At 65.1% G+C, this 19,138-nt stretch carries 17 protein-coding genes; 5 read left to right on the forward strand and 12 right to left on the reverse strand.

Annotation, left to right across the window (positions count from 1 at the left end; translation table 11 throughout):
- Nucleotides 1-82: 82 nt before the first annotated feature.
- The 3 genes from F561_RS0102880 to F561_RS0102890 are packed head-to-tail and all read left to right on the forward strand — an operon-like array spanning nucleotide 83 to nucleotide 2,932.
- Nucleotides 83-979 (forward strand): GntR family transcriptional regulator, encoded by an 897-nt coding sequence (locus F561_RS0102880; RefSeq protein WP_245556413.1) that lies wholly within the window; start codon nucleotides 83-85, stop codon nucleotides 977-979.
- 11 nt (nucleotides 980-990) lie between these two features.
- Nucleotides 991-1,944 (forward strand): N-acetylmuramic acid 6-phosphate etherase, encoded by a 954-nt coding sequence (gene murQ / locus F561_RS0102885; protein ID WP_040379667.1) that lies wholly within the window; start codon nucleotides 991-993, stop codon nucleotides 1,942-1,944.
- The gene (locus tag F561_RS0102890) at nucleotides 1,934-2,932 is read left to right on the forward strand and encodes a serine hydrolase domain-containing protein (RefSeq protein WP_019008438.1); all 999 of its coding nucleotides are present in this window, start codon (nucleotides 1,934-1,936) and stop codon (nucleotides 2,930-2,932) included. Before murQ ends, F561_RS0102890 begins: the two co-directional genes overlap by 11 nt.
- A gap of 99 nt (nucleotides 2,933-3,031) precedes the next feature.
- Here F561_RS0102890 and F561_RS0102895 read toward each other — a convergent pair whose 3' ends face one another.
- Nucleotides 3,032-3,427: an HU family DNA-binding protein gene (locus tag F561_RS0102895; protein ID WP_019008439.1), complete on the reverse strand. Its 396-nt coding sequence runs from the start codon at nucleotides 3,425-3,427 to the stop codon at nucleotides 3,032-3,034.
- 290 nt (nucleotides 3,428-3,717) lie between these two features.
- On the opposite strand from F561_RS0102895, the gene F561_RS0102900 reads away from it, so the two are divergent.
- Together F561_RS0102900 and F561_RS0102905 are read left to right on the forward strand one after the other, a co-directional pair.
- The gene (locus tag F561_RS0102900) at nucleotides 3,718-5,967 is read left to right on the forward strand and encodes an APC family permease (protein WP_019008440.1); all 2,250 of its coding nucleotides are present in this window, start codon (nucleotides 3,718-3,720) and stop codon (nucleotides 5,965-5,967) included.
- Between the two features lie 108 nt (nucleotides 5,968-6,075).
- Nucleotides 6,076-6,690, forward strand: a complete 615-nt coding sequence (locus tag F561_RS0102905; protein ID WP_019008441.1) for a hypothetical protein — start codon at nucleotides 6,076-6,078, stop codon at nucleotides 6,688-6,690.
- A gap of 29 nt (nucleotides 6,691-6,719) precedes the next feature.
- Here F561_RS0102905 and F561_RS0102910 read toward each other — a convergent pair whose 3' ends face one another.
- The 11 genes from F561_RS0102910 to F561_RS0102960 form a co-directional block, all read right to left on the reverse strand.
- Nucleotides 6,720-7,535, reverse strand: a complete 816-nt coding sequence (locus tag F561_RS0102910) for an ABC transporter ATP-binding protein (protein ID WP_019008442.1) — start codon at nucleotides 7,533-7,535, stop codon at nucleotides 6,720-6,722.
- 20 nt (nucleotides 7,536-7,555) lie between these two features.
- Entirely contained in the window at nucleotides 7,556-8,587 is a 1,032-nt protein-coding gene (locus tag F561_RS0102915) for a FecCD family ABC transporter permease (RefSeq protein ID WP_019008443.1), read from the reverse strand.
- Nucleotides 8,584-9,531 carry an ABC transporter substrate-binding protein gene (locus F561_RS0102920; protein WP_019008444.1) on the reverse strand — a complete coding sequence of 316 codons (948 nt, stop codon included), beginning with the start codon at nucleotides 9,529-9,531 and terminating at the stop codon, nucleotides 8,584-8,586. Before F561_RS0102920 ends, F561_RS0102915 begins: the two co-directional genes overlap by 4 nt.
- A gap of 61 nt (nucleotides 9,532-9,592) precedes the next feature.
- Nucleotides 9,593-10,603: a FecCD family ABC transporter permease gene (locus F561_RS0102925; RefSeq protein ID WP_019008445.1), complete on the reverse strand. Its 1,011-nt coding sequence runs from the start codon at nucleotides 10,601-10,603 to the stop codon at nucleotides 9,593-9,595.
- A complete protein-coding gene (locus F561_RS24635) occupies nucleotides 10,600-11,577 on the reverse strand; it encodes a sucrase ferredoxin (RefSeq protein ID WP_019008446.1) in 978 nt (325 codons plus the stop codon). Before F561_RS24635 ends, F561_RS0102925 begins: the two co-directional genes overlap by 4 nt.
- Before the next feature lie 245 nt (nucleotides 11,578-11,822).
- Entirely contained in the window at nucleotides 11,823-13,070 is a 1,248-nt protein-coding gene (locus F561_RS0102935; protein WP_019008447.1) for a cytochrome P450 family protein, read from the reverse strand.
- A complete protein-coding gene (locus F561_RS27015) occupies nucleotides 13,067-13,693 on the reverse strand; it encodes a TetR/AcrR family transcriptional regulator (protein ID WP_019008448.1) in 627 nt (208 codons plus the stop codon). Before F561_RS27015 ends, F561_RS0102935 begins: the two co-directional genes overlap by 4 nt.
- Before the next feature lie 171 nt (nucleotides 13,694-13,864).
- On the reverse strand, nucleotides 13,865-15,145 hold the full coding sequence (locus F561_RS0102945) for an AMP-binding protein (protein ID WP_019008449.1): 1,281 nt from the start codon (nucleotides 15,143-15,145) through the stop codon (nucleotides 13,865-13,867).
- A 51-nt stretch (nucleotides 15,146-15,196) separates the two neighbouring features.
- On the reverse strand, nucleotides 15,197-16,579 hold the full coding sequence (locus F561_RS0102950; protein ID WP_019008450.1) for an FAD-binding oxidoreductase: 1,383 nt from the start codon (nucleotides 16,577-16,579) through the stop codon (nucleotides 15,197-15,199).
- Nucleotides 16,580-16,617: 38 nt separating this feature from the next.
- Nucleotides 16,618-17,352: an ABC transporter ATP-binding protein gene (locus tag F561_RS0102955; protein ID WP_019008451.1), complete on the reverse strand. Its 735-nt coding sequence runs from the start codon at nucleotides 17,350-17,352 to the stop codon at nucleotides 16,618-16,620.
- Complete coding sequence (locus tag F561_RS0102960; protein WP_019008452.1) at nucleotides 17,349-19,124, reverse strand: branched-chain amino acid ABC transporter ATP-binding protein/permease; 1,776 nt, start codon at nucleotides 19,122-19,124, stop codon at nucleotides 17,349-17,351. Before F561_RS0102960 ends, F561_RS0102955 begins: the two co-directional genes overlap by 4 nt.
- Between the last annotated feature and the right edge of the window lie 14 nt (nucleotides 19,125-19,138).

Here is a 19,138-nt window from a genome sequence, read left to right on the forward strand (position 1 = left end):
CCACTTGCTATCCACTTGCAAGCCCCTGACAGAATTGGGGCGAGTGGTTGCATGGAAGTGTGAAAGTGGTATGGTCTGCATTATGACCGATGCACTGCCCTGGGTGATTCCGCTGGATGCGGAAAGTGCCACGCCTGTGTATGTGCAGGTGGCGCAGGGGCTGGAGCAGGGAATCGGTGCCGGAGCCATCAGTCGGGGCAGCGCCCTCCCTGCCGAGCGCGAATTGGCGCACAAACTCGGTGTTTCACGGGTGACGGTGCGGCAGGCGTTGGCCCTCCTGGCCGAGCGGGGTCTGTTGGTACGGCGGCACGGCAGCGGCACGTTTGTCAGTGCCGCAGAGCAGCAGGTCGGCCCGTCAGAACAGCCAGACAGGAGAGAAATCGGCGCAGAATTGGCGGCTGAACGCGACCAATTGGCCTCCCGACCACTGGGACTGCTGACAGGTTTCAGTGACGATATCCGCTCCAGAGGGCTGATTCCGGGGGCACAGGTGCTGCGTTTCGAGCGCGGGTATCCCACACCGCAGGAAGCCATGACGTTGGCCCTCTCGCCCACCGAGGGCGTGATCCGCCTGCGCCGCCTCAGAACGGCCAGCGGCGAACCTCTGGCGATAGAAGACAGCACGCTCCCCGCTGCCCTGGCCGGAGACCTGACCTTGGACGCGGTGACGGACGCGAGTCTGTACGCCCTGCTCGCGGCGCGTGGGCTGCGTCCCCACCGGGCCATCCGGCATTTGCGGGCCATCAACGCCGATGCAGAGCTGGCCGCGCTGCTGGACATCAAAGTGGGCGCGGCGCTGATCGCTACCGAGCGCGTGTCCTGGACATCGGAAGGACGCCCCATCGAACATGCCCGCGCCCACTACCGGGGTGACCGATATGACTTTGTCATGGAGTTACAGGGCGGCCAGGAGGAGGCAGGACGTGAACGGAAGAACCCGGGAAGGAAAGCGCAAGACGTGGAGGAACCGAGACAATGATGCTTGAGCCGATGGATTCTGTTCTGCCGACCGCCCCCGACCAGGACCCGCGCCGCACCGAGCGGGTGCATCCCGACCATGCCGACCTTGATCTGCTGGACGCTGCTGCATTGGTGCAGGTGCTGGTGCTGGATCAGCAGGACGCGCTGAATGCAGTACAGGCCGCTGCCCCAGCGCTGGCACGGGCTGTAGAAGCTGCGCTGGGACGCTTGCAGGCAGGCGGGAGATTGGTGTATGCAGGCGCGGGCACCAGCGGACGCCTGGGTGTGCTGGACGCCACCGAGCTGACCCCGACCTTCTCCTGGCCGCCAGAGCGGGCCGTACCCCTGATCGCGGGCGGCGAGCGGGCCATTCGGCAGGCAGTAGAGGGCGCGGAAGACGATGAGGCAGCCGGGGCACTGGACGCGCAGGCCGTGAAGATCGGCCCGCTGGACGTGCTGATCGCGGTGGCTGCCAGTGGAACCACGCCGTATGCCCTGGGCGCAGTCCGGGCGGCGCGGCAGGCGGGAGCGCTGGCTATCGCGTTGGCGAACAACCCTGGCACGCCGCTGCTGCACGCCGCCGACTGCCCCATTCTGCTGGACACCGGCCCCGAGGTGATCAGTGGCAGCACGCGCCTGAAGGCCGGAACTGCCCAGAAAATCGCGCTGAATACGCTTTCGAGCGCCCTGATGGTGCGGCTGGGCAAGGTGTACGGCAACCTGATGGTCGATGTGAAATCCACGAATGCCAAGCTGGAAGACCGCGCCGTGCGTCTGGTGCGCCACGCCACAGGCGCAGACGAGGCCACTGCCAAAACTGTGCTGAACAGCGCGGGTGGCAGTGTCAAAACGGCCCTGGTGATGCTGCGCCTGGGGGTCACGGCAGCGGAGGCCGAAGCCCGGTTGACAGCGGCAGGAGGCCACCCACGGGCCGCGCTGGGGGAAGGAGCGACGGGTGAAACAGGAGGAAAGCTTGATTCCTGAGGCGACCCGCGCCCTGTTGGAGCGGGCGGTCGGCAGCGGCGGCATTCCCGGAGCCGCGCTGGGCATCGTCTGGGCCACCGGACAGCGCGACACGCTGATGCTGGGGCACGCACAACTTCAGCCCGAAGCTGTACCCCTGCAACCCAGTTTCTGGTGGGATCTGGCAAGCCTGATCAAGCCCCTCTTTACGGCGCAGGCGGTGTTGCGGGCCACCGAAGCGGGCCGCCTCGATCTGGATGACCCCCTGTCGGCCCACCTGCCTGACCTTGCCTGGATGCAGACCACCACGCTGAAGGAGCGCACGCTCAGGCAACTGCTGACCCACACGGCAGGCCTGCCCGCATGGTCGCCGCTGTACACCTGGGGCACCGCCGCCACCATCCGCGCCCGCGTCTTGCAGGAACCCTGGTCGATGGCCGAACCGGGATCAGTGGTGTATTCCGACCTGGGGTATATCCTGCTGGGGCGCGTGCTGGAGCGGGTGTACGGGCAACTCCTTGCCGATTTTGTACTGGATGACGGCCTGACCTTTGGCCCCGACCCGGCCCACAGCGTCGCCACCGAACATTGCCTGTGGCGAGAACGGCTGCTGCGCGGCGAGACACACGACGAGAATGCTGCCGCACTGGGCGGAGTTTCGGGCCACGCGGGGCTGTTCGGCACACTGGAAGGTGTGCTGGCGCAGGCCGAAGCCCTGTTGCGTGGTGGCTGGCTCTCCCCTGCCGCGCAGGCCCTGGCCGCACAACCCCACGCGGAGGGCCGCACGCTGGCCTTTGTGCAGGCCCAACCCGGCTGGAGCGGCGGCAGCCTGTGCAGCCCGCAGGCGTTCGGGCACACCGGATTTACTGGCACGGGATTTTGGGTAGACCCGGTGCAAGGCGTGGCATGGGTGCTCCTAACCAACCGTGTTCACCCCACCCGGCACTCCGGTTTCGATATTCAGGGTTTGCGGCGGGCAGTGGGGAATACGGTGCTGGCCGCGCTTTAGAGACAAAAACTCTGAGATTGGCAGTTTATTTCACCCTCACCACAACAAAAAACCGGGCCACCCCACTTGGGAGCGGCCCGGTTCTAATCTCTAAGAGTCTTAGAGGTTGCCCTTCAGGGTGCTGGCGACCTTGAAGGCCACTTTCTTGCCTGCGGGGATCTGGATTTTCTCGCTGGTGCCGGGGCGCACGCCGGTACGGGCGGCGGTGGCCTTGACGCTCAGCGTGCCCAGACCGGGCAGGCCGACGCTCTTGCCGCTCTTGACGGCGGTCACGATAACGTCGAGCATGGCGCTGACGGCTTCTTCGCTCTGCTTCTTGGTCAGGCCGGTCTTGTCAGCGATCTGCTCGACAAGCTGGGTCTTGGCGACCTTGTTGCTTTCAGCGGGGGCAGCCACAGCAGCAGCCTTGGCGGGGGCCTTCGCAGCTTTGGGGGCGGCGGCAGCGGGTTTCTTGGCGGGGGCCTTCGTCGACTTTTTCGTCATGGTGAGCAGCATGACATATGAATTGTGCGCTGTGAAGGGGGGGGCAGACCATAGACGCCCTCTGACACGTCCTTAGAAAAAACCAAAAAATAAAAAATGCGTCTGGGACGCCATTTTCGGCAATCAGGCGTCTTTTCTTGAGCGAGGCTAAAGAATGCCGTTCTGGTGGGCTTTCCCACTGTTTTGCCCAAGTGTTAAGGCCGGAGGACGGACAGCGGCGTTCTTGCCCCGACTTTGCACCGTATGTTCGGCAGGCAAAGTGATGGAACCAAAACGATACAGATGGTTTAGCCACTTGACCAATGCAACCTGGCCGGTTGACCCCTAAGCTGATGGGCGTGCCGGATTCTGCCCCGCCCCCCCCACTCCGTAATGCCCCGCCATCCGCAAGCCCGTTTCGGCGCTGGTTTCTGGATACTGGACAACCTGAAAAAGAAGGCTTCTACGAGGAAGAAGGTGCGGCCAAGGCCCAGGAACACACCCACCCCTGGTGGAAAGTCATGTGCTTGACCGGTGTGGACTACTTTTCCACACTGGGCTACCAACCGGGAATCGCGGCGCTGGCGGCGGGCGCACTCAGCCCCATTGCCACGCTGGTGCTGGTGCTGGTCACGCTGTTTGGTGCGCTGCCCATGTACCGCCGGGTGGCCGCCGAAAGTCCGCACGGTGACGGCAGCATTTCGATGCTGGAGCGCCTGCTGGCCTACTGGCCCAGCAAACTCCTGGTCCTGGCGCTGATCGGTTTCGTGGCGACCGGATTTGTCATCACCATTACGCTGTCGGCGGCAGACGGCGCGGCCCACCTGATCGAGAACCCATTCTTGAAAACGGCGCTGGAGGGCACGCAAGTTCCGGTGACTCTCACCCTGATCGCCCTGCTGGGCGCAGTTTTTCTGAAGGGATTCAAGGAAGCCATCGGCATCGCGGTGGGCATCGTGATCCTGTATATCGGCCTCAGTGCAGTGGTGATCGGACGCGGCCTGCTGGACGTGGTGGCCGCGCCGCAGGTGATCGGAGACTGGTGGAAGGCACTGACCACGACCTACCTGTCGCCACTGGCACTGATCGGCGCGGCCCTACTGGTCTTTCCTCGCCTGGCCCTTGGACTCAGCGGTTTTGAAACGGGCGTGGTCGTGATGCCCCTGATTCGGGGTGGCGCGGGCGATACCGAAGCCAAGCCCACGGGCCGCATTCGCAACGCCCAAACCCTGCTGACCACCGCCGCCCTGATCATGAGCGTCATGCTGATCGGCTCGGCCCTGGTGACAACTTTCCTGATTCCGCGTGCCCAGTTCTGGCCCGCCATCACAGTCACGCGCAACGTGAACGCCGCCGACCTGAACGCAGGCCGCGCCGTCTTCAACATGCCGCTGGACGACAGCGCCGATCCCAATGAGGTGGCCTCCCTGTCTCTGGTGGCCGGAAAGACCGGAACCTACCGAATTGATGCACGGACCGTGGGCGGTGTGGTGCCTCTGACCATCACTGTGAAACCCACCGCCGCCCCCGGCAGCGAGCAGGTCACGGTGGTCAAGGCTGCCGGGGAAGCCAACGGACGGGCACTGGCGTATCTGGCCCACAAGCGCCTGGGCGAGGGCTTCGGCACGCTATACGACATTTCCACCATATTGATCCTGTGGTTCGCGGGGGCAAGCGCGATGGCAGGTCTGCTGAACATCGTGCCCCGCTACCTGCCCCGCTACGGCATGGCCCCCGACTGGGCACGTGCCACACGTCCTTTGGCAGTCTTGTTTACCCTGATCAGCGCCCTGGTCACCATTCTGTTCAAGGCCAACGTAGACGCGCAGGCGGGCGCTTACGCCACTGGCGTACTGGCCCTGATGACCTCGGCGGCCATCGCAGTGTTCCTGACCGAACTGCGCCGGGGTCACCGCTTGCCTGCCCTGGCCTTTGCGCTCGTCAGCGTGCTGTTCGTCTATACCAGCGCCGTGACCGTGATCAGCCGCCCGGAAGGTTTGTATATCGCGCTGATGTTCATCGGGGCCATTCTGGTGTTCAGCATTGCCAGCCGGGTCAGCCGCAGCACCGAACTCCGGGCCAAGTCCATTACTCTGGACGAGTCTGCACGCCTGATCATGTGCAGCACCAAGGGTCGGCCCCTGCGCCTGATCGCCAACGCGCTGGACGCCGGAGACACGGACGAATACCGTGAAAAAGAACTGGAGGTTCGCGCCGATACGCACCTGCCGGGGCGCGATACGGCCACCTTTCTGGAAGTGCAGATTCGGGATGCCAGTTCCTTCAGCGACGATCTCCAGGTCACAGGACACCATGTCGGCCCCTACCAGATCCTGCGCCTCAAAGGAGCCAGCAGCGTGCCCAACGCCATCGCCGCCTTCTTGCTGTATGTGCGAGACGAAACGGGCGTGCCGCCCCATGTGTACTTTGAGTGGGACGAGGACAGTCCGGTACGCAACGCCCTGCGCTTCCTGATTGCTGGAGAAGGCGACATTCCGCCCCTGACCCACGAGATTTTGCGGCAGGCCGAACCCGAGCGCAAACGCCGCCCGGTGGTCCACGCAGGAGGATAATCAGCGTCAGCACACGGGAATCAGCACAGTGAGGAGGAGGGGAAACCACAAGAAGGGTTTCCCCTCCTCCTCACTGTGCCACCCAGCCTTTTGAGGCAAACTGGCTCCATGAAGCTGCGAACCCTGATTCGTCTGACAGGGCTGGTCGAATCGGCCACCCGAACTCCTGAACACGCCACACCGGAAACGGGCGGCGTGCGTGGTGCGGCGCGGCGCGTGGCCGACGTGATGCGGCAAGATGGCCGGGTGCAGGGCGCGGCAGAAGGAGTGCTGGGGCGCGTGCGGGAAGCCCGAGCCTCGGTGAAGGAGCGGGCCGACTCGCGGCTGGAACAACTGATTTTCGAGCGCCGGGGCAACGTGGTGCCGGACGATGTGGCCGACCTGCTGGCCCGCCGCCGCCAGGAGCGCGAGGCCGAAGCCGCCCGCCTGCGTGCCCGCCAGGTGTTGCTGGATACGGCAGAAAACCCGGTGCAGCGCCAGATTCTGACGTTGGTAGCCCAGACCACAGCGTGGGCAGGCGGCAAAACGCCTGAGCCTCTGCGTTACACGCAACTCCTAGACCGCCTCGCGCCCAGTGGCAAGGCCGACGCCGAAATGCCCGTTCACCGCGCCCTGTGGACCTTGGCCGAACGCCGCGTGCTGGCCGTTTCGCCACACGGGGAAGTTACGGCTACTTTGCCCGAGATGGGAAGGCAACTGGCAAAAGCTTCGGCTCAGCACTAACCCTTCACAGTCTTTTACAGCACGCTCTTTTACAACCCGCTCCCCTCTTTTTTGCGTGCCAGTGCATAAGGAATGAGGTGGGGGCGGCCTGTATCCGGGTCAGGCAGGATGTGGGCCTTGAGGCCGAACACATCGCGCAGGAGGTCGGGGGTCATCAGGGTGGCGGGGTCGCCCTGTGCGTACACGCGCCCGCCCTCCACGGCAACAAGCTCGTCGCTGTAGCGCACCGCCTGATTGAGATCGTGCAGCACCATCACGATGGTCTTGCCCTGTTCGCGGTTGAGGCGCTGAACGATGTGCAGCACCTCCAACTGATGGCTGAGGTCAAGGTAGGTGGTGGGTTCGTCCAGTAACAGCACGGGCGTGTCCTGAGCGAGGCTCATGGCGATCCAGGCCCTCTGCCGCTGCCCACCGCTGAGGGCGTCGAGCGGGCGGGAGGCGAAGGCCGTCATGCCCGTCTGAGCCAGTGCCCAGCCCACCCGTTCGCGGTCATGGTCGGTGCGTGCGCCCAGCAGACCCTGATGGGGATGGCGGCCAAACCACGCCAGTTGCTCCACGGTCAGGCCCTCGGGGGCCACCGGGCCTTGCGGCAAGATCGACAGTTTGCGGGCCACCTCGCGGGCGGGAAGGCGGTGCAGGTCGCCGCCGTCCAGCAGCACCTGGCCGCCCTGCGGAGACAGCAGGCGCGAGAGGGCACGCAGCAGGGTGCTTTTGCCGCAGCCGTTGGCCCCGATCAGAGAGGTGATGCGCCCGCCCGCCACGCTGAGATTCAGGTCGTCGATGACGGTGCGTGTGCCGTATTGCAGGGTCAGGCCTTGGGTGGACAGGGACGGAGTTGGGGTCATGGGGTTCTTCTCATCGTGGGTCATCCGGTGCGGGCGGCGCGGCGCAGCAAGTACAGGAAGTAGGGTGCGCCCAGCAGGGTGGTGATCACTCCGGCGGGCAGTTCGAGGGGCGGCAGGGCGGCGCGGCCCAGAGTATCGGCCAGCAGCACCAGCAGCGCTCCGATGAGGGCACTGACGGGCAGTAGGCGCAGATGCAACCCACCCGCCAGCATCCGGGCCAGATGCGGGGCCAGCAACCCCACAAAGCCCAGAATGCCGCACGCGCTGACCGCCGCCGCCGCCAAGCCCACCGCCAACGCCAGGGTGCCGTAACGGGCCAGTGGAACCCGTGTGCCCAGCGCCGCAGCCGTCTCTTCTCCGAGCGACAGGACATCCAGCCGCCGCGCCGTCAGCAGAGTGACCGGAAGCAGGGCCAGCGCCCAGGGCCACAGCCGCGCCAGCCGCGACCAATCCGCACCGTACACCGTGCCCGTCAGGAACGAGAGGGCCGCGCCGATGCCGTCCGGGGCACGCACCAGCAGGAGTTGCTGAAAAGCTCCCAGCGAGGCCGCCACCGCCACGCCCAGCAGGGCCAGCCGCACCGGGGGCAGGCGCGAACCATCGCGGGCCAGTGCCAGCACCAGCAAAAAGGCCGCCCACGCGCCAGCAAAAGCTCCCCAGGGGATGCTCCACCCGGGGGCGTTGGGCACGGCCAACAACAGCGCCGTGACCGCCACACCCGCGCCCGCACCCACACCCAGCAGGTCAGGACTTGCCAGCGGATTGCGGACCACAGCCTGCATGATGCTGCCGCTGACCGCGAACATGGCCCCGCCCAGAAGGGCTACCAGCACGCGGGGAAGGCGCAATTCCAGCACCAGTTGGCGGGTCAGGTCGGTGTCGGGGCCAGTGCCGCCCGTGAGGGCCGACCAGAGTTGCGCGGGCGGTGTGGCCACCGCGCCCAGCCCTAGAGCCAGAAATGCGAGGCCCAGCAGCAGCGCCAGCAGACCCAGCGGCAAGGCCCACACACGCACGCCCGAACGGCCAGAGCGGGGCCACACGCCTGCACTCATTGCCGGGGCAAGAAGGCTTTGGGCGGAGCCTTGTCTGCCAGCAGGCCGCTGGAAATCATCTGGGCAAAGATGCTCTTGAGGGCAATCGGCCCCCGCGAACGCGTCCACAGGTCGCGGTCAAATTCGTAGACCCGGCCCCGCTGCACCGCGCTCAGCTTTTGCCACAGCGGGTTTTTGGCCCACTGGATGCTCAGCGGCGTTTCGTCGGCCCCGGTAAACAGCACCAGCGTGCCGGGATTCAGAGCCACTAGACCTTCCAGACTCAGCTCGTATTGCGTGGTCGTGCCCTTGGGGGCCACCAGATTTTTGCGCCCCAATTTGCTGATCAGACTGCCGATAAAAGAATCGGTGCTGTGCACGGTGAATGCGCCGGGAGTGACCACGGCGGCCACCAGACCGGGCGCGTTCTTTTTGGTAAACGCCTGAGCTTTGGACACCAGACTGGCCTGATCGGCCAGCAGTTGGCGGGCACGCGCCTCACGCCCCGTCAGTTGCCCGATGGCGAGGATCTGGCGCAGCACATCGTCGTAACTGCCGCGCCGATTTTCAAAGCCTGCGGTGGGCGCGATCCGGGCCAGATTGGGCAGCAGGGCTTTATGAACAAAGGTATCGGCCAGAATCAGGTCGGGCTTCAGGCCCAGCATGACTTCCAGATTGGGCTGAGCGCGGGAGCCGACCTCGCGCACATCGCGCACACGGGGCTTCAGGTAATCGGGTGCGCCCCGGTCTCCGCCCTGCGTGCCGATGGCCGCGCCGACGGCCTTGATTCCCAAGGCTTCCAGCGTATCCAGATACGAATATTCCAGCGCCACCACGCGGCGGGCGGGTTGCGGCAGGGTCAGCGGGCCGTTGTCGGTCTGGATGCTGACGGGGGCGGCGTGGGCGGGGGCCAGCACGGAGAGGGCGAGGGCGAGCAGGGCGGTTTTTTTGGGGAGGTTGGTCATGGGATTCCTTATCAGAGGTGGAAGTTGGTGCGGGAGCAGGTACGGTGTTACGCCTTCTGTGTTACGCCTTCTGCCGCCGCGCCAGCCAGATGAAAAACGGTGTGCCCAGCGCGGCGATCAGGAGGCCCACGGGCGTTTCGGCAGGTTTGTCGATCAGGCGGGCGGCAATGTCGGCCAGCACCACCAGCGACGCCCCCAACAGGGCGGTGAGGGGCAGGGTGAGGCGGTGATCGGTGCCCAGCAGCGTGCGGGTCAGGTGCGGCACGATCAGGCCCACATACCCGATGGGGCCGACGAGCGACACAGCGCTGGCGGCCAGCAACACGCCCAACACGCTGACCAGCAGCAGATCGCGGCGGGTATTGACGCCGAGGCCCCGCGCCACGTCCTCGCCCAGCGCCAGCACATTGACGCGGCGGGCACTGAGCAGGGCCAGCAGCAGCGCGGCCACCACCCAGGGTGCCGCCTGCGCGACCTGTGCCCAGGTGCGGCCTGCCACGCTGCCCGACAGAGCAAATAGTGCGCCCTGTGCGCGTTCTTCAAACAGCAACTGAATGGCGCGGGTGAGGGCTGCACACAGGGCCGCCACCGCCACGCCCGACAGCGCCAGCCGCACCGGAGTCAGGCCCACGCGGGAAGCGAAGGCCAGGGTCATTCCAGCCGCTGCCAGCCCGCCTGCAAAAGCCAGAGGCACGCCCCATACGCCTAGATTGGGCAGAAATACAATACCGATCAGCATGGCGAGGGCCGCGCCCGCCTCGACCCCCAGAATGCCGGGGTCGGCCAGCGGATTGCGGGTCACGCCTTGCAGCAGCGCTCCACTGACCGCCAGGCCCGCGCCTGCCAACATCGCGGCCACCGTGCGCGGAAACCGCAGGCTCCAGACGACCAGACTGTCGGTGGAATCGTCGGGACGCAGCAGCAGGACCAGCGCCTTGCCAGGATTCAGATTCAGTGCCCCGTAAGCCAGCGAAGCCGTGACCGCACCCGCCAGCAGAACCACGGCCAGCACGTACCACACAAACAGGGGCAGCACTCGGGCAGGGTGAGACACACGGGGCAGGGCGGTCAAACCGGAGCCTCTTCAAAGGTCACGGCGTATTGCGGCGCGGGATTGGTGGCAGGTTTATGGCTGCTGCCCCGCACCTCCAGCGTGTGTGTGACCTGAATGTGTGCGGTCAGTCGCGCAGGAAACCCGTCTGGTTGAATAAATTCCAGCCGGACGGTGGCATGGTCTGCCTCTGCCTGCCCCTCTACCTGCACCGTGGTCAGGGTTTTGGGAGCGTCCAACCACCACCAGCCCAGGCGGGCAAAAGCGTGGGCCTCCGCGACCTGCGCCCAGCGGTCAAAGGCCGAGCTGCCGCGCAACCGGGCAGACAGGGCCAGATGGTCGCCTGTGCGGGCCATCAACTGAGTGGTCAGCTCGGGGGTCATGTGCGCCCAGGTGCGGCCTGCGGGCAATTCTTGCAGGGTGGGGGCAAAGCGGTGGCCGCCAAAGTGAGACGTGCGCCAGACCCGCTCGGTGTTGTCAGCCTGCTCCGCCAGCGCCGCCTGAAGCGGAATGCCGAACTTGCCGCACGCCGCGTCTACCCGGCCATGCGTGCAGACGTGCCAGTCTCGGCCCAAAGGCGTGGGGATCTGTCCATCTTCCAGGGCAGAATCATCCGTTCCTAGCAGTGCCGCCTCCATCAGACGCCACAATCCAGTATCGTTCAGATGGTAATCACGGCGGTCATATTCCGAAAAAGCGCCTGCTGGACGGGTATACAGCCGCACGCGGAACAGATCGTCAGGCAGAGGCTCTTCCTGTGGTGCAAACATCAGCAGGCCGTAGCCCAGCCCCGTCGCCTGAACCTGCTCGCCCAACCTGCCAAATACTTCGCGCCGTTGCTGGCTCCAGGTGGAGGGATCGCGCATGGCTTCCCAGCGGCGCGGCGTGACTTCCAGAGAAAAACAGGTATCCCAACGGTGCGCTGTGCCGTGAGGCGTGCCGCCCGATTCACCCTTGCCATCAGAGCAGAGGACGAGGGCTGAAGCAGCAGTCATAGAGCGCCTGCCAGACAGACAGGTACGGAAAGCAAGAGCGTGGGCCGGGGCAGCCAAGCGGTCAGGTCAGATGAATCAGGGGGTGAGACGAAGCGGCGCATAATGACCTCTGGCTTAAGTAGAGTATTCCGACTGAAAGAGTCGGGATTATTCACTCAAGGTAAGGGCCGGGAGCGTGAGCTGTCAAGGACAGGCCGACCTGGGCAGCAAAGAATCCAGAGGTACAGCCGTGGTTTCCGGGTCACTCAGAAGGTGACCGGAAGCGCCTCCAGCCCACGCACGATGAAGCTCCTGCGCCACTGAACTTCAGTCGGCGGGGCAGCCAAACGCAGATTCGGCGCACGCCTCAGCAGCGTTCCTATGGCTATCTGGGCCTCCAGGCGGGCCAGGGGCGCACCCAGGCAATAATGCATCCCCTGACCGAACGACAGATGCCTGTTGGACTGGCGGGCCACATCCAGCCTGTCGGGATTCTCGAACACGGCAGAGTCCCGGTTGGCCGAGCCGATGACGGCCAGTATCAGTTCACCCCTGGGAATGCGCGTACCTGCGATAGTCATGTCCTGCACGGCGTATCGTTCGGTGGCTGTTTCGGCAGGCACCACGTAGCGGGCCAGCTCTTCTACCCCAGACTTGATCAGGCCGGGGTCCCCTCTCAGGCGGGCCTGTTGATCAGGATGGCGCAGCAATTCGAATACGCCGCTGCCGATCAGGTTCACGGTGGTTTCGTGTCCGGCACTCAACAGCAAGAACACCATTGCCAGAATCTCATCGTCGGTCAGGTGATCGTTGCTGTCTTGCGCCTGCACCAGCGCCGAAATCAGGTCGTCTTGGGGCAGCCCCCGGCGCTTTCTGATCAACCCGCGCAGATACCTCATCAGGGACAGCAGCGGCGGAATCAGGAACGGATTGGGGCTGCCACCAACTGCCACGAAGGCCTTCATTCCCCGGTTGAATCTGGAATTGTCCTGTTCGGGTACGCCCAGGATTCGGCCAATAATGGTCAGGGGGACAGGCAGGGCGAAATCAGCCACCAGATCCATGCGGCCCGTATGCTCTGCCTGATCCAACAGGGCGTCCGTCACGCTCTGGGTCATCCCGCGCATCTCCTCCACCCTGCGCGGCGTGAACGCCTGATGCACCAGCCTCTTCAGGCGGTCATGGTCGGCTCCGTCCAGACTGAGCAGATTGCGTTGCAGCGCCCCGAAGATCGGCGGCAGCCTGGGCGCACGCCTCAATTGTTCGGGCGACATGGCTTCATGTCTGTTCTTGACAAAATGCACATCGTCTTTCAGCACGGCCAGCACGTCTGCATGGCGTGTGACCAACCAGGCACGCTGCCGCCCGCGCAACTTCAGCGTGACCGGAAATACGGGCGCTTCTGCACGGAGGCGGCCATAGAAGGGAAACGGATCGGCCTTGAAGGCCGGGTCGGTGATATTCAGATCCGTCAGGGAAGCCAGTGGCGCGGTCAGAAGATCGGCGGAATTCATGCCTGCGGCCCAAACCCTTCCAGCAATCCGCCCAGCAGCAGATCGGCCAGCAGTTCTGGCAATTCGGCCCAGCTCGCCTCCAGCGTTTCGTCGCCCAGGACGCGCTGAAGGAGTAGCCCCAGAATCAGGCTGGACAGCAGGCGGACCCGCAGCTTCAGGCGCGACCCGGAGTCTCCATTCTGTGTCGCCCAGCGCCCAAAGGCCGCCTCGCCGCCTATCAGCATCGGCTCCAGCACCTGCGCCGAAAAGCGCCCGCGCAGCTCCGGATTGACCATCATTTCGGACACGATGACCCGGAACCACTCGAAGTTGTCGGCCCCGAAAGCTCGCAGCGGATGGGCAAGGTATGCGGCGATGAATTCGCGCTGGCTCAGGCCCGCAAGGCTGGCCGGGTCGATGTTCTGCCGTGCCCGCGTACTCATGAGTTCAAAGAGGCCCAGCAGCAGCGCAGGCTTGTTTTCAAAATAGTTGTAGATGGTGCCGTCGGCCACACCCGCCGCCCGCGCCACATCCCGAATTGTGGCCGGATGAAACCCCTTTTCGGCGAAGACGGTAGCAGCAGCCTCCAGAATCTGCGTGCGTCTTGCGGCAGCCAACTGCTCCTGCACAGCATCCTTGACCATATTAGACCTCCTTGAATCATCATTCAGTTGAATGAATGCTCATTCAGATTTTGAGCCAACATGCCAAGGGAAGTCAAGAGGGCAGGTGGGAGAATGGCCCCGGACTCGCTCCTTACACCGAAGACAGGAGACGGTGCTTTGGATCAGGTTGCCATTCTTTCCTCAGACCTTTTACCGCTCGTCGCGCAGATCGGTCACGCGCCGGAGCTTGCCACCCTCGCTGCGGGGCAGGGTTCCGGGTGGGCACAGCACGCATTCCACGGTCACGCCCACCTGCGCTTTGATCAGGCGGGCCACTTCATCCCGCAGGGCCGCGCCCTGATCGCTGGTTTCCAGTTGCAGGCGCAGATCGTCGCGGGTGCCCGTGCGTGTCAGGGTGATGTGGTAATGGGGGCTGACCTGTCCCATTCCCACCAGCACAGCTTCCAGTTGGGTGGGGTACACGTTCACACCGCGCAGGATAATCAGATCGTCGCTGCGGCCCCGAATGAGGTCCATACGGCGCATCGTGCGGCCCGTGGCGTTGGTGGCAGGCAAGAGCCGCGTAATATCGCCTGTCCAGTATCGCAGGATGGGCAGGGCAGTACGCGAGATACTGCTCAGCACCAGCACGCCGTATTCACCGTCTGGCAGCACTTCGCCCGTTTCGGGATTCACGATTTCGGGATAGAAGTGATCTTCCCAGAGGTAGCTGCCGCTCTGCTCGGTCACGTCCTCGTTGCTGACGCCGGGGCCGATGATTTCCGACAGACCATAGATGTTGGTGGCCTGCACGCCCAGCCGCGCCTGCACTTCTGCGCGTGTTTTTTCGGCCCAGGGTTCCGCGCCCAGCACGGCGTATTGCAGGGAAATATCCTGCGGCCTTACGCCCCGGCGGGCAAATTCATCGGCCAGCACGAGGGCGTAACTGGGCGTACAGGCGATCACTTCCGGCTCCAGATCCAGAATCAGTTGCACCTGCCGCTCGGTGCCGCCGCCCGAAACCGGCACGGTACACAGCCCCAGCCGCTCGGCCCCCGCGTGCGTGCCCAGACCGCCCGTAAACAGGCCGTAACCGTAGGCATTGTGAAAAGTCATGCCGGGGCGAGCGCCGCCCGCGTACAGACTGCGGGCCACCACCTCGGCAAAGACGCTGAGGTCGTTGTCGTCGTAAGCCACGATGGTGGCTCGCCCGGTGGTGCCGCTGCTGGCGTGAATGCGGCGCAGGCCGGAACGCGGCACGGCCACTAGGCCCAGCGGGTAATTGTCGCGCAGGTCGGTCTTGTAGGTGAAGGGAAAGCGGGCCAGATCATCCAGCGTGTTCAGGTCGTCTGGGCGCAGGCCCACCGCCTCGAACTTGCTGCGGTAGGCGGGCACATGCTCCCACTGACGCGCCACCATACTTTGCAGGCGCGACAGTTGCAGGGCGCGGAGTTCGGGGAGGGGCAGGGATTCTAGGTGCGGTTGAAACATGAAAAACCTCGGTGGGCCAGCAGAGAAAAGTGAGACGAACAGGAGACCAGATCAATCTAACTCCCCCACCACCTTCCCCGGATTCAGCAGATTCTGTGGGTCGAACAGGGTTTTGATGTCACGCATCAGGTCAAGGGCCTCGCCGTGTTCTTCGCGCATATATACGCGCTTGCGGAGGCCGACGCCGTGTTCACCCGTGCAGGTGCCGCCCACCGACAGGGCGTAGAGGGCAATATCGTGCAGCGCGTGGTCTATGCGTGCCCAGGCCCCGGCATCTTCGGGCGGCGCGTGCATCAGCAGATGCAGGTTGCCGTCTCCGATATGGCCCACCAACGGGGCGGTCAGGGAGTGCTGGGCCAGCGTGCGGGTCATGAAGGCCACCGTCTCCGCGAGGGCAGACAGGGGCACGCAGATGTCACCGATGCGGGTGGCATGCCCCGGCCAGGCGGCGCGGAGTGCGTCATAGACGCCGTGTCTCGCTGCCCAGAGGTTGCCCTGAGCTTCGGGCGTGCGGGCCTCGCCCACCACCTGCCCGCCCGTATCGGTGGCCACCTCGCGCAGCAGGCTCAGGCCCGCTTCGGCATCGGCGGTGTCGCGGCCCGCGAGTTCGACCCACAGGGTGGGCAATTCCGGGTCGTGGCGGGCGCGGTGGCGGTTCACGGCGGCCACCGTATCGGCGTCTACGAATTCCAGCCGTTCGGGGGTCAGGCCCAGACCGCGCAGGGCGACACTGGCCGACACAGCAGCAGCCAGATCAGGAAAGGCGAGCTGGGCGCTGACGGTGGCGGGTGGAAGCGGATGCAGGCGCAAGGTCAGCGACGTGATCACCCCCAGGGTGCCCTCAGAGCCGATCAGAAGCTGCTTGAGCGCATAGCCGCTGCTGCTTTTGCGGGCGAGGCTGCCCAGATCCAGCACGCGGCCATCCATCAGGGCCACGCGCAGGGTCATCACGTTTTCGCGCATACCGCCGTATCGCACGGTGGTCGTGCCGCTGGCATTCGTGGCCGCCATTCCGCCCAAAGTGGCGTCTGCACCGGGATCAACAGGGAAAAACAGACCGTGTGGACGAAGACGGCGGTTGAGCGCCACCCGCCGCACCCCCGGCCCCACGCGCACCGTGAATCCCACCGGATCGAGGTCGGAAATGCTGTCCAGTGCGCCCAGATCGAGGCTGATGCCGCCGGGAGCAGGCAGGACCGCGCCTTCCAGACTCGTACCCGCCCCCCAGGGCGTGACTGGAATGCCGAACTCACGGGCCACGGCCAACGTCGCCACTATATCGGCCTCGGACTGGGCGAAGACCACCGCACCGGGGGTTGAGGTGAAGGGCACGCCCTCATCGTGGGCATGGCCCGCCAGATCGCCGGAAGCGAGGCTGACCCGCTGCCCCAGTCCGTCTTTCAGGGCTTCTTGCAGGGCCGCTGTCCAGCTCATTTGGCGACCCTCATTTGGAAGCACTCATTTGACAGTCCTCATTTAGCGGCCCCCAGATAGCTGGCGACCACTGCCGGATCGTGGGCAAGGTCAGCGGCAGGGCCACTGAGGCGCACCTGCCCGCCTTCCAGCACATAGCCAAAATCGCTGATGGCCAGGGCGGCGCGGGCGTTCTGTTCGACCAGCAGGACCGTGACCCCGGTATCCCGCAACTCGGCCACGATCCGCAAAATTTCGCGCACGATCAGGGGTGCGAGGCCGAGGCTGGGTTCGTCCAGCAGCAGCAATTTGGGGCGGGCCATCAGAGCGCGGCCAATGGCGAGCATCTGCTGTTCGCCGCCCGACAGCGTTCCGGCCAACTGCTTGCGGCGTTCTTCCAGTCGCGGAAAACGGGTGAAGACGCCGCCCAGATCGCCCGCGCCTTCGCGTCTGCGGGTATACGCTCCCAGCCGCAGATTGTCCTCGACGGTCATGGAGGAAAACAGTTCGCGGCGCTCGGGCACCAGCGTCATGCCTGCGGCCACCCGCGATTCCAGCGGCGTGTGGGCCAGCGGGCGGCCCGCATATTCCACCCGGCCCCGCGAAGGCAGCGCCCCTATAATTGCGCCCATCAGGGTGCTTTTGCCCGCGCCGTTGGCCCCGATCACGCTGACGATCTGGCCCGCGCCCACGCTCAGGCTCACGCCCTGTACCGCCTCCACGCGCCCATAACTGACGTGCAGATCATCCACCTTCAGCAAAGGTGCGGGAAGCAAAGGAGAGGTGGAGGTCATGCGGCTCCTTCTTCGATGTCTACGCCCAGATAGGCCTCGCGCACAGCGGGATTGTCGCGCACCTGCTGCGGGTTGCCCTGCGCCAATTCCTGCCCGCCGTTCATGACGACCAGACGGTCCACCAGATTCATCACCAGATCCATGTCATGCTCCACGATCAGCACTGTGACGCCCTCGTCTCGCAGGCGGCGCAGCAGGGCCGAGAGTTCTCCCTTTTCGCCGTAGCGCAGGCCCGCAGCGGGTTCGTCCAGCAGCAGGAAGGCGGGGTCGGCGGTGAGGGCGCGGGCGATTTCGAGGAGGCGTTGCTGACCCAGCGCCAGATTTCCGGCCTGATCGAAGGCCCGGTCACGCAGGCCCACACGCTCCAGTTGGGCCAACGCCGCGCCCTGCAAGGCCGCCTCCTCGCGCCGCTCCAGATGCAGCAGACTGGCAATCATGCCCGCTTTGCCGCGTGCGTAGCCGCCCATCATGGTGTTTTCCAGCAGGCTGAGTTCTGGAAACAGGCGCACATGCTGGAACGTTCGCGCCACGCCGAGGCGGTGAATGGTGCGGGCGGGCAGGCGAGTGGCGTCGCGGCCAAGCAGGGTCACGCTGCCGCGAGTGGCCGGATTCACGCCCGTGATCAGGTTGAACATGGTGCTTTTGCCCGCTCCGTTGGGGCCGATCAGGCCCACGATCTCGCCCGCCTTGACATCAAAACTCACTTCTGAGACGGCTCTCAGGCCGCCGAACTGCTTGACGGCGTTCTGGACGTTCAGAATAAAGCTACCGGGTACGGGGTCGGGTCGGTGCGGGAAGGTGATGGCCCGCGCCAGCAAACGCGGTGTGCCCGCCGGAACCCAGCGTTCGGCCAGCGGCCACAGCCCCCGCCGCGCAAACTGCAACACCAGAATGATGATGATGCCCAGCACGATCACCTCGTAATTGCCGCCTGTGCCCAGCAGGGTGGGCAACACGTTTTGCAGCACTTCCCGGAGCGCCGTGATCAGGATGGCCCCTGCCACACCGCCCCACACGTACCCCGCGCCGCCCAGCACGGCCATGAACAGGTATTCGATGCCCACATTCAGCCCAAAGGGAGTGGGGTTGACGAACCGCTGCTGATGCGCGTACAGCCAGCCAGCCGCCGAAGCGAAGACCGCGCTGAGCACGAACACCTGCACCCGCAGCGAAAAGGTATTGGCCCCGAACGCCTCCGCGACCACCGTGCCGGAACGCAAGGCACGCATGGCCCGCCCGACGCGGCTGGACAGCAAAAATTGTGCGGCCATGATGCCCAGCGCCAGAAAGACGAGGGCAAGGTAAGCGAAGCGCCGGGGGTCGGTCAGGTCAAGGCCGAAGATGCTGACGGGCGGAATGCCACGCAACCCGGTAAAGCCGCCCAGCGCGGGCGAATTGCCGAACACGTAATACAGGCTGATGCCCCAGGCAATCGTTGCCAGCGGCAGATAATGCCCCTGCATCCGCAGGGTTGCCAGCCCCAGCAGCGCCGCCACACCCGCCGTCACGATCATCCCGGCGGGCAGGGTCAGCCACGGATTCCAGCCGTAAGCCGTGGTGAGCAGGGCCGTGGTGTACGCGCCCACGCCCATGAACGCGGCCTGGCCGAAACTGGTGAGGCCCGCCACACCCGTCAGCAGCACGAGGCCCACCACAGTCAGAGCAGCAATGGCGACGTTGGTCAGCAGCGTGACCTGAAACACGGGCAGCACGGCGGGCAACACAAGGGCGATCAGGGCGGCCACGAGGGCGAGGATCAGGCGGGGAGTCATCGGGAAGCTCCTGT

This window comes from Deinococcus aquatilis DSM 23025, from assembly GCF_000378445.1.
Classification (GTDB): Bacteria; Deinococcota; Deinococci; order Deinococcales; family Deinococcaceae; genus Deinococcus; species Deinococcus aquatilis.

Coding starts and splice junctions, on each gene's coding strand:
- F561_RS0102880 (WP_245556413.1), top strand. CDS start 83: ATGACCGATGCACTGCCCTGGGTGATTCCGCTGGATGCGGAAAGTGCC.
- murQ (WP_040379667.1), top strand. CDS start 991: ATGGATTCTGTTCTGCCGACCGCCCCCGACCAGGACCCGCGCCGCACC.
- F561_RS0102895 (WP_019008439.1), bottom strand. CDS start 3,427: ATGCTGCTCACCATGACGAAAAAGTCGACGAAGGCCCCCGCCAAGAAA.
- F561_RS0102900 (WP_019008440.1), top strand. CDS start 3,718: ATGCAACCTGGCCGGTTGACCCCTAAGCTGATGGGCGTGCCGGATTCT.
- F561_RS0102905 (WP_019008441.1), top strand. CDS start 6,076: ATGAAGCTGCGAACCCTGATTCGTCTGACAGGGCTGGTCGAATCGGCC.
- F561_RS0102910 (WP_019008442.1), bottom strand. CDS start 7,535: ATGACCCCAACTCCGTCCCTGTCCACCCAAGGCCTGACCCTGCAATAC.
- F561_RS0102915 (WP_019008443.1), bottom strand. CDS start 8,587: ATGAGTGCAGGCGTGTGGCCCCGCTCTGGCCGTTCGGGCGTGCGTGTG.
- F561_RS0102920 (WP_019008444.1), bottom strand. CDS start 9,531: ATGACCAACCTCCCCAAAAAAACCGCCCTGCTCGCCCTCGCCCTCTCC.
- F561_RS24635 (WP_019008446.1), bottom strand. CDS start 11,577: ATGACTGCTGCTTCAGCCCTCGTCCTCTGCTCTGATGGCAAGGGTGAA.
- F561_RS0102935 (WP_019008447.1), bottom strand. CDS start 13,070: ATGAATTCCGCCGATCTTCTGACCGCGCCACTGGCTTCCCTGACGGAT.
- F561_RS27015 (WP_019008448.1), bottom strand. CDS start 13,693: ATGGTCAAGGATGCTGTGCAGGAGCAGTTGGCTGCCGCAAGACGCACG.
- F561_RS0102945 (WP_019008449.1), bottom strand. CDS start 15,145: ATGTTTCAACCGCACCTAGAATCCCTGCCCCTCCCCGAACTCCGCGCC.
- F561_RS0102950 (WP_019008450.1), bottom strand. CDS start 16,579: ATGAGCTGGACAGCGGCCCTGCAAGAAGCCCTGAAAGACGGACTGGGG.
- F561_RS0102955 (WP_019008451.1), bottom strand. CDS start 17,352: ATGACCTCCACCTCTCCTTTGCTTCCCGCACCTTTGCTGAAGGTGGAT.
- F561_RS0102960 (WP_019008452.1), bottom strand. CDS start 19,124: ATGACTCCCCGCCTGATCCTCGCCCTCGTGGCCGCCCTGATCGCCCTT.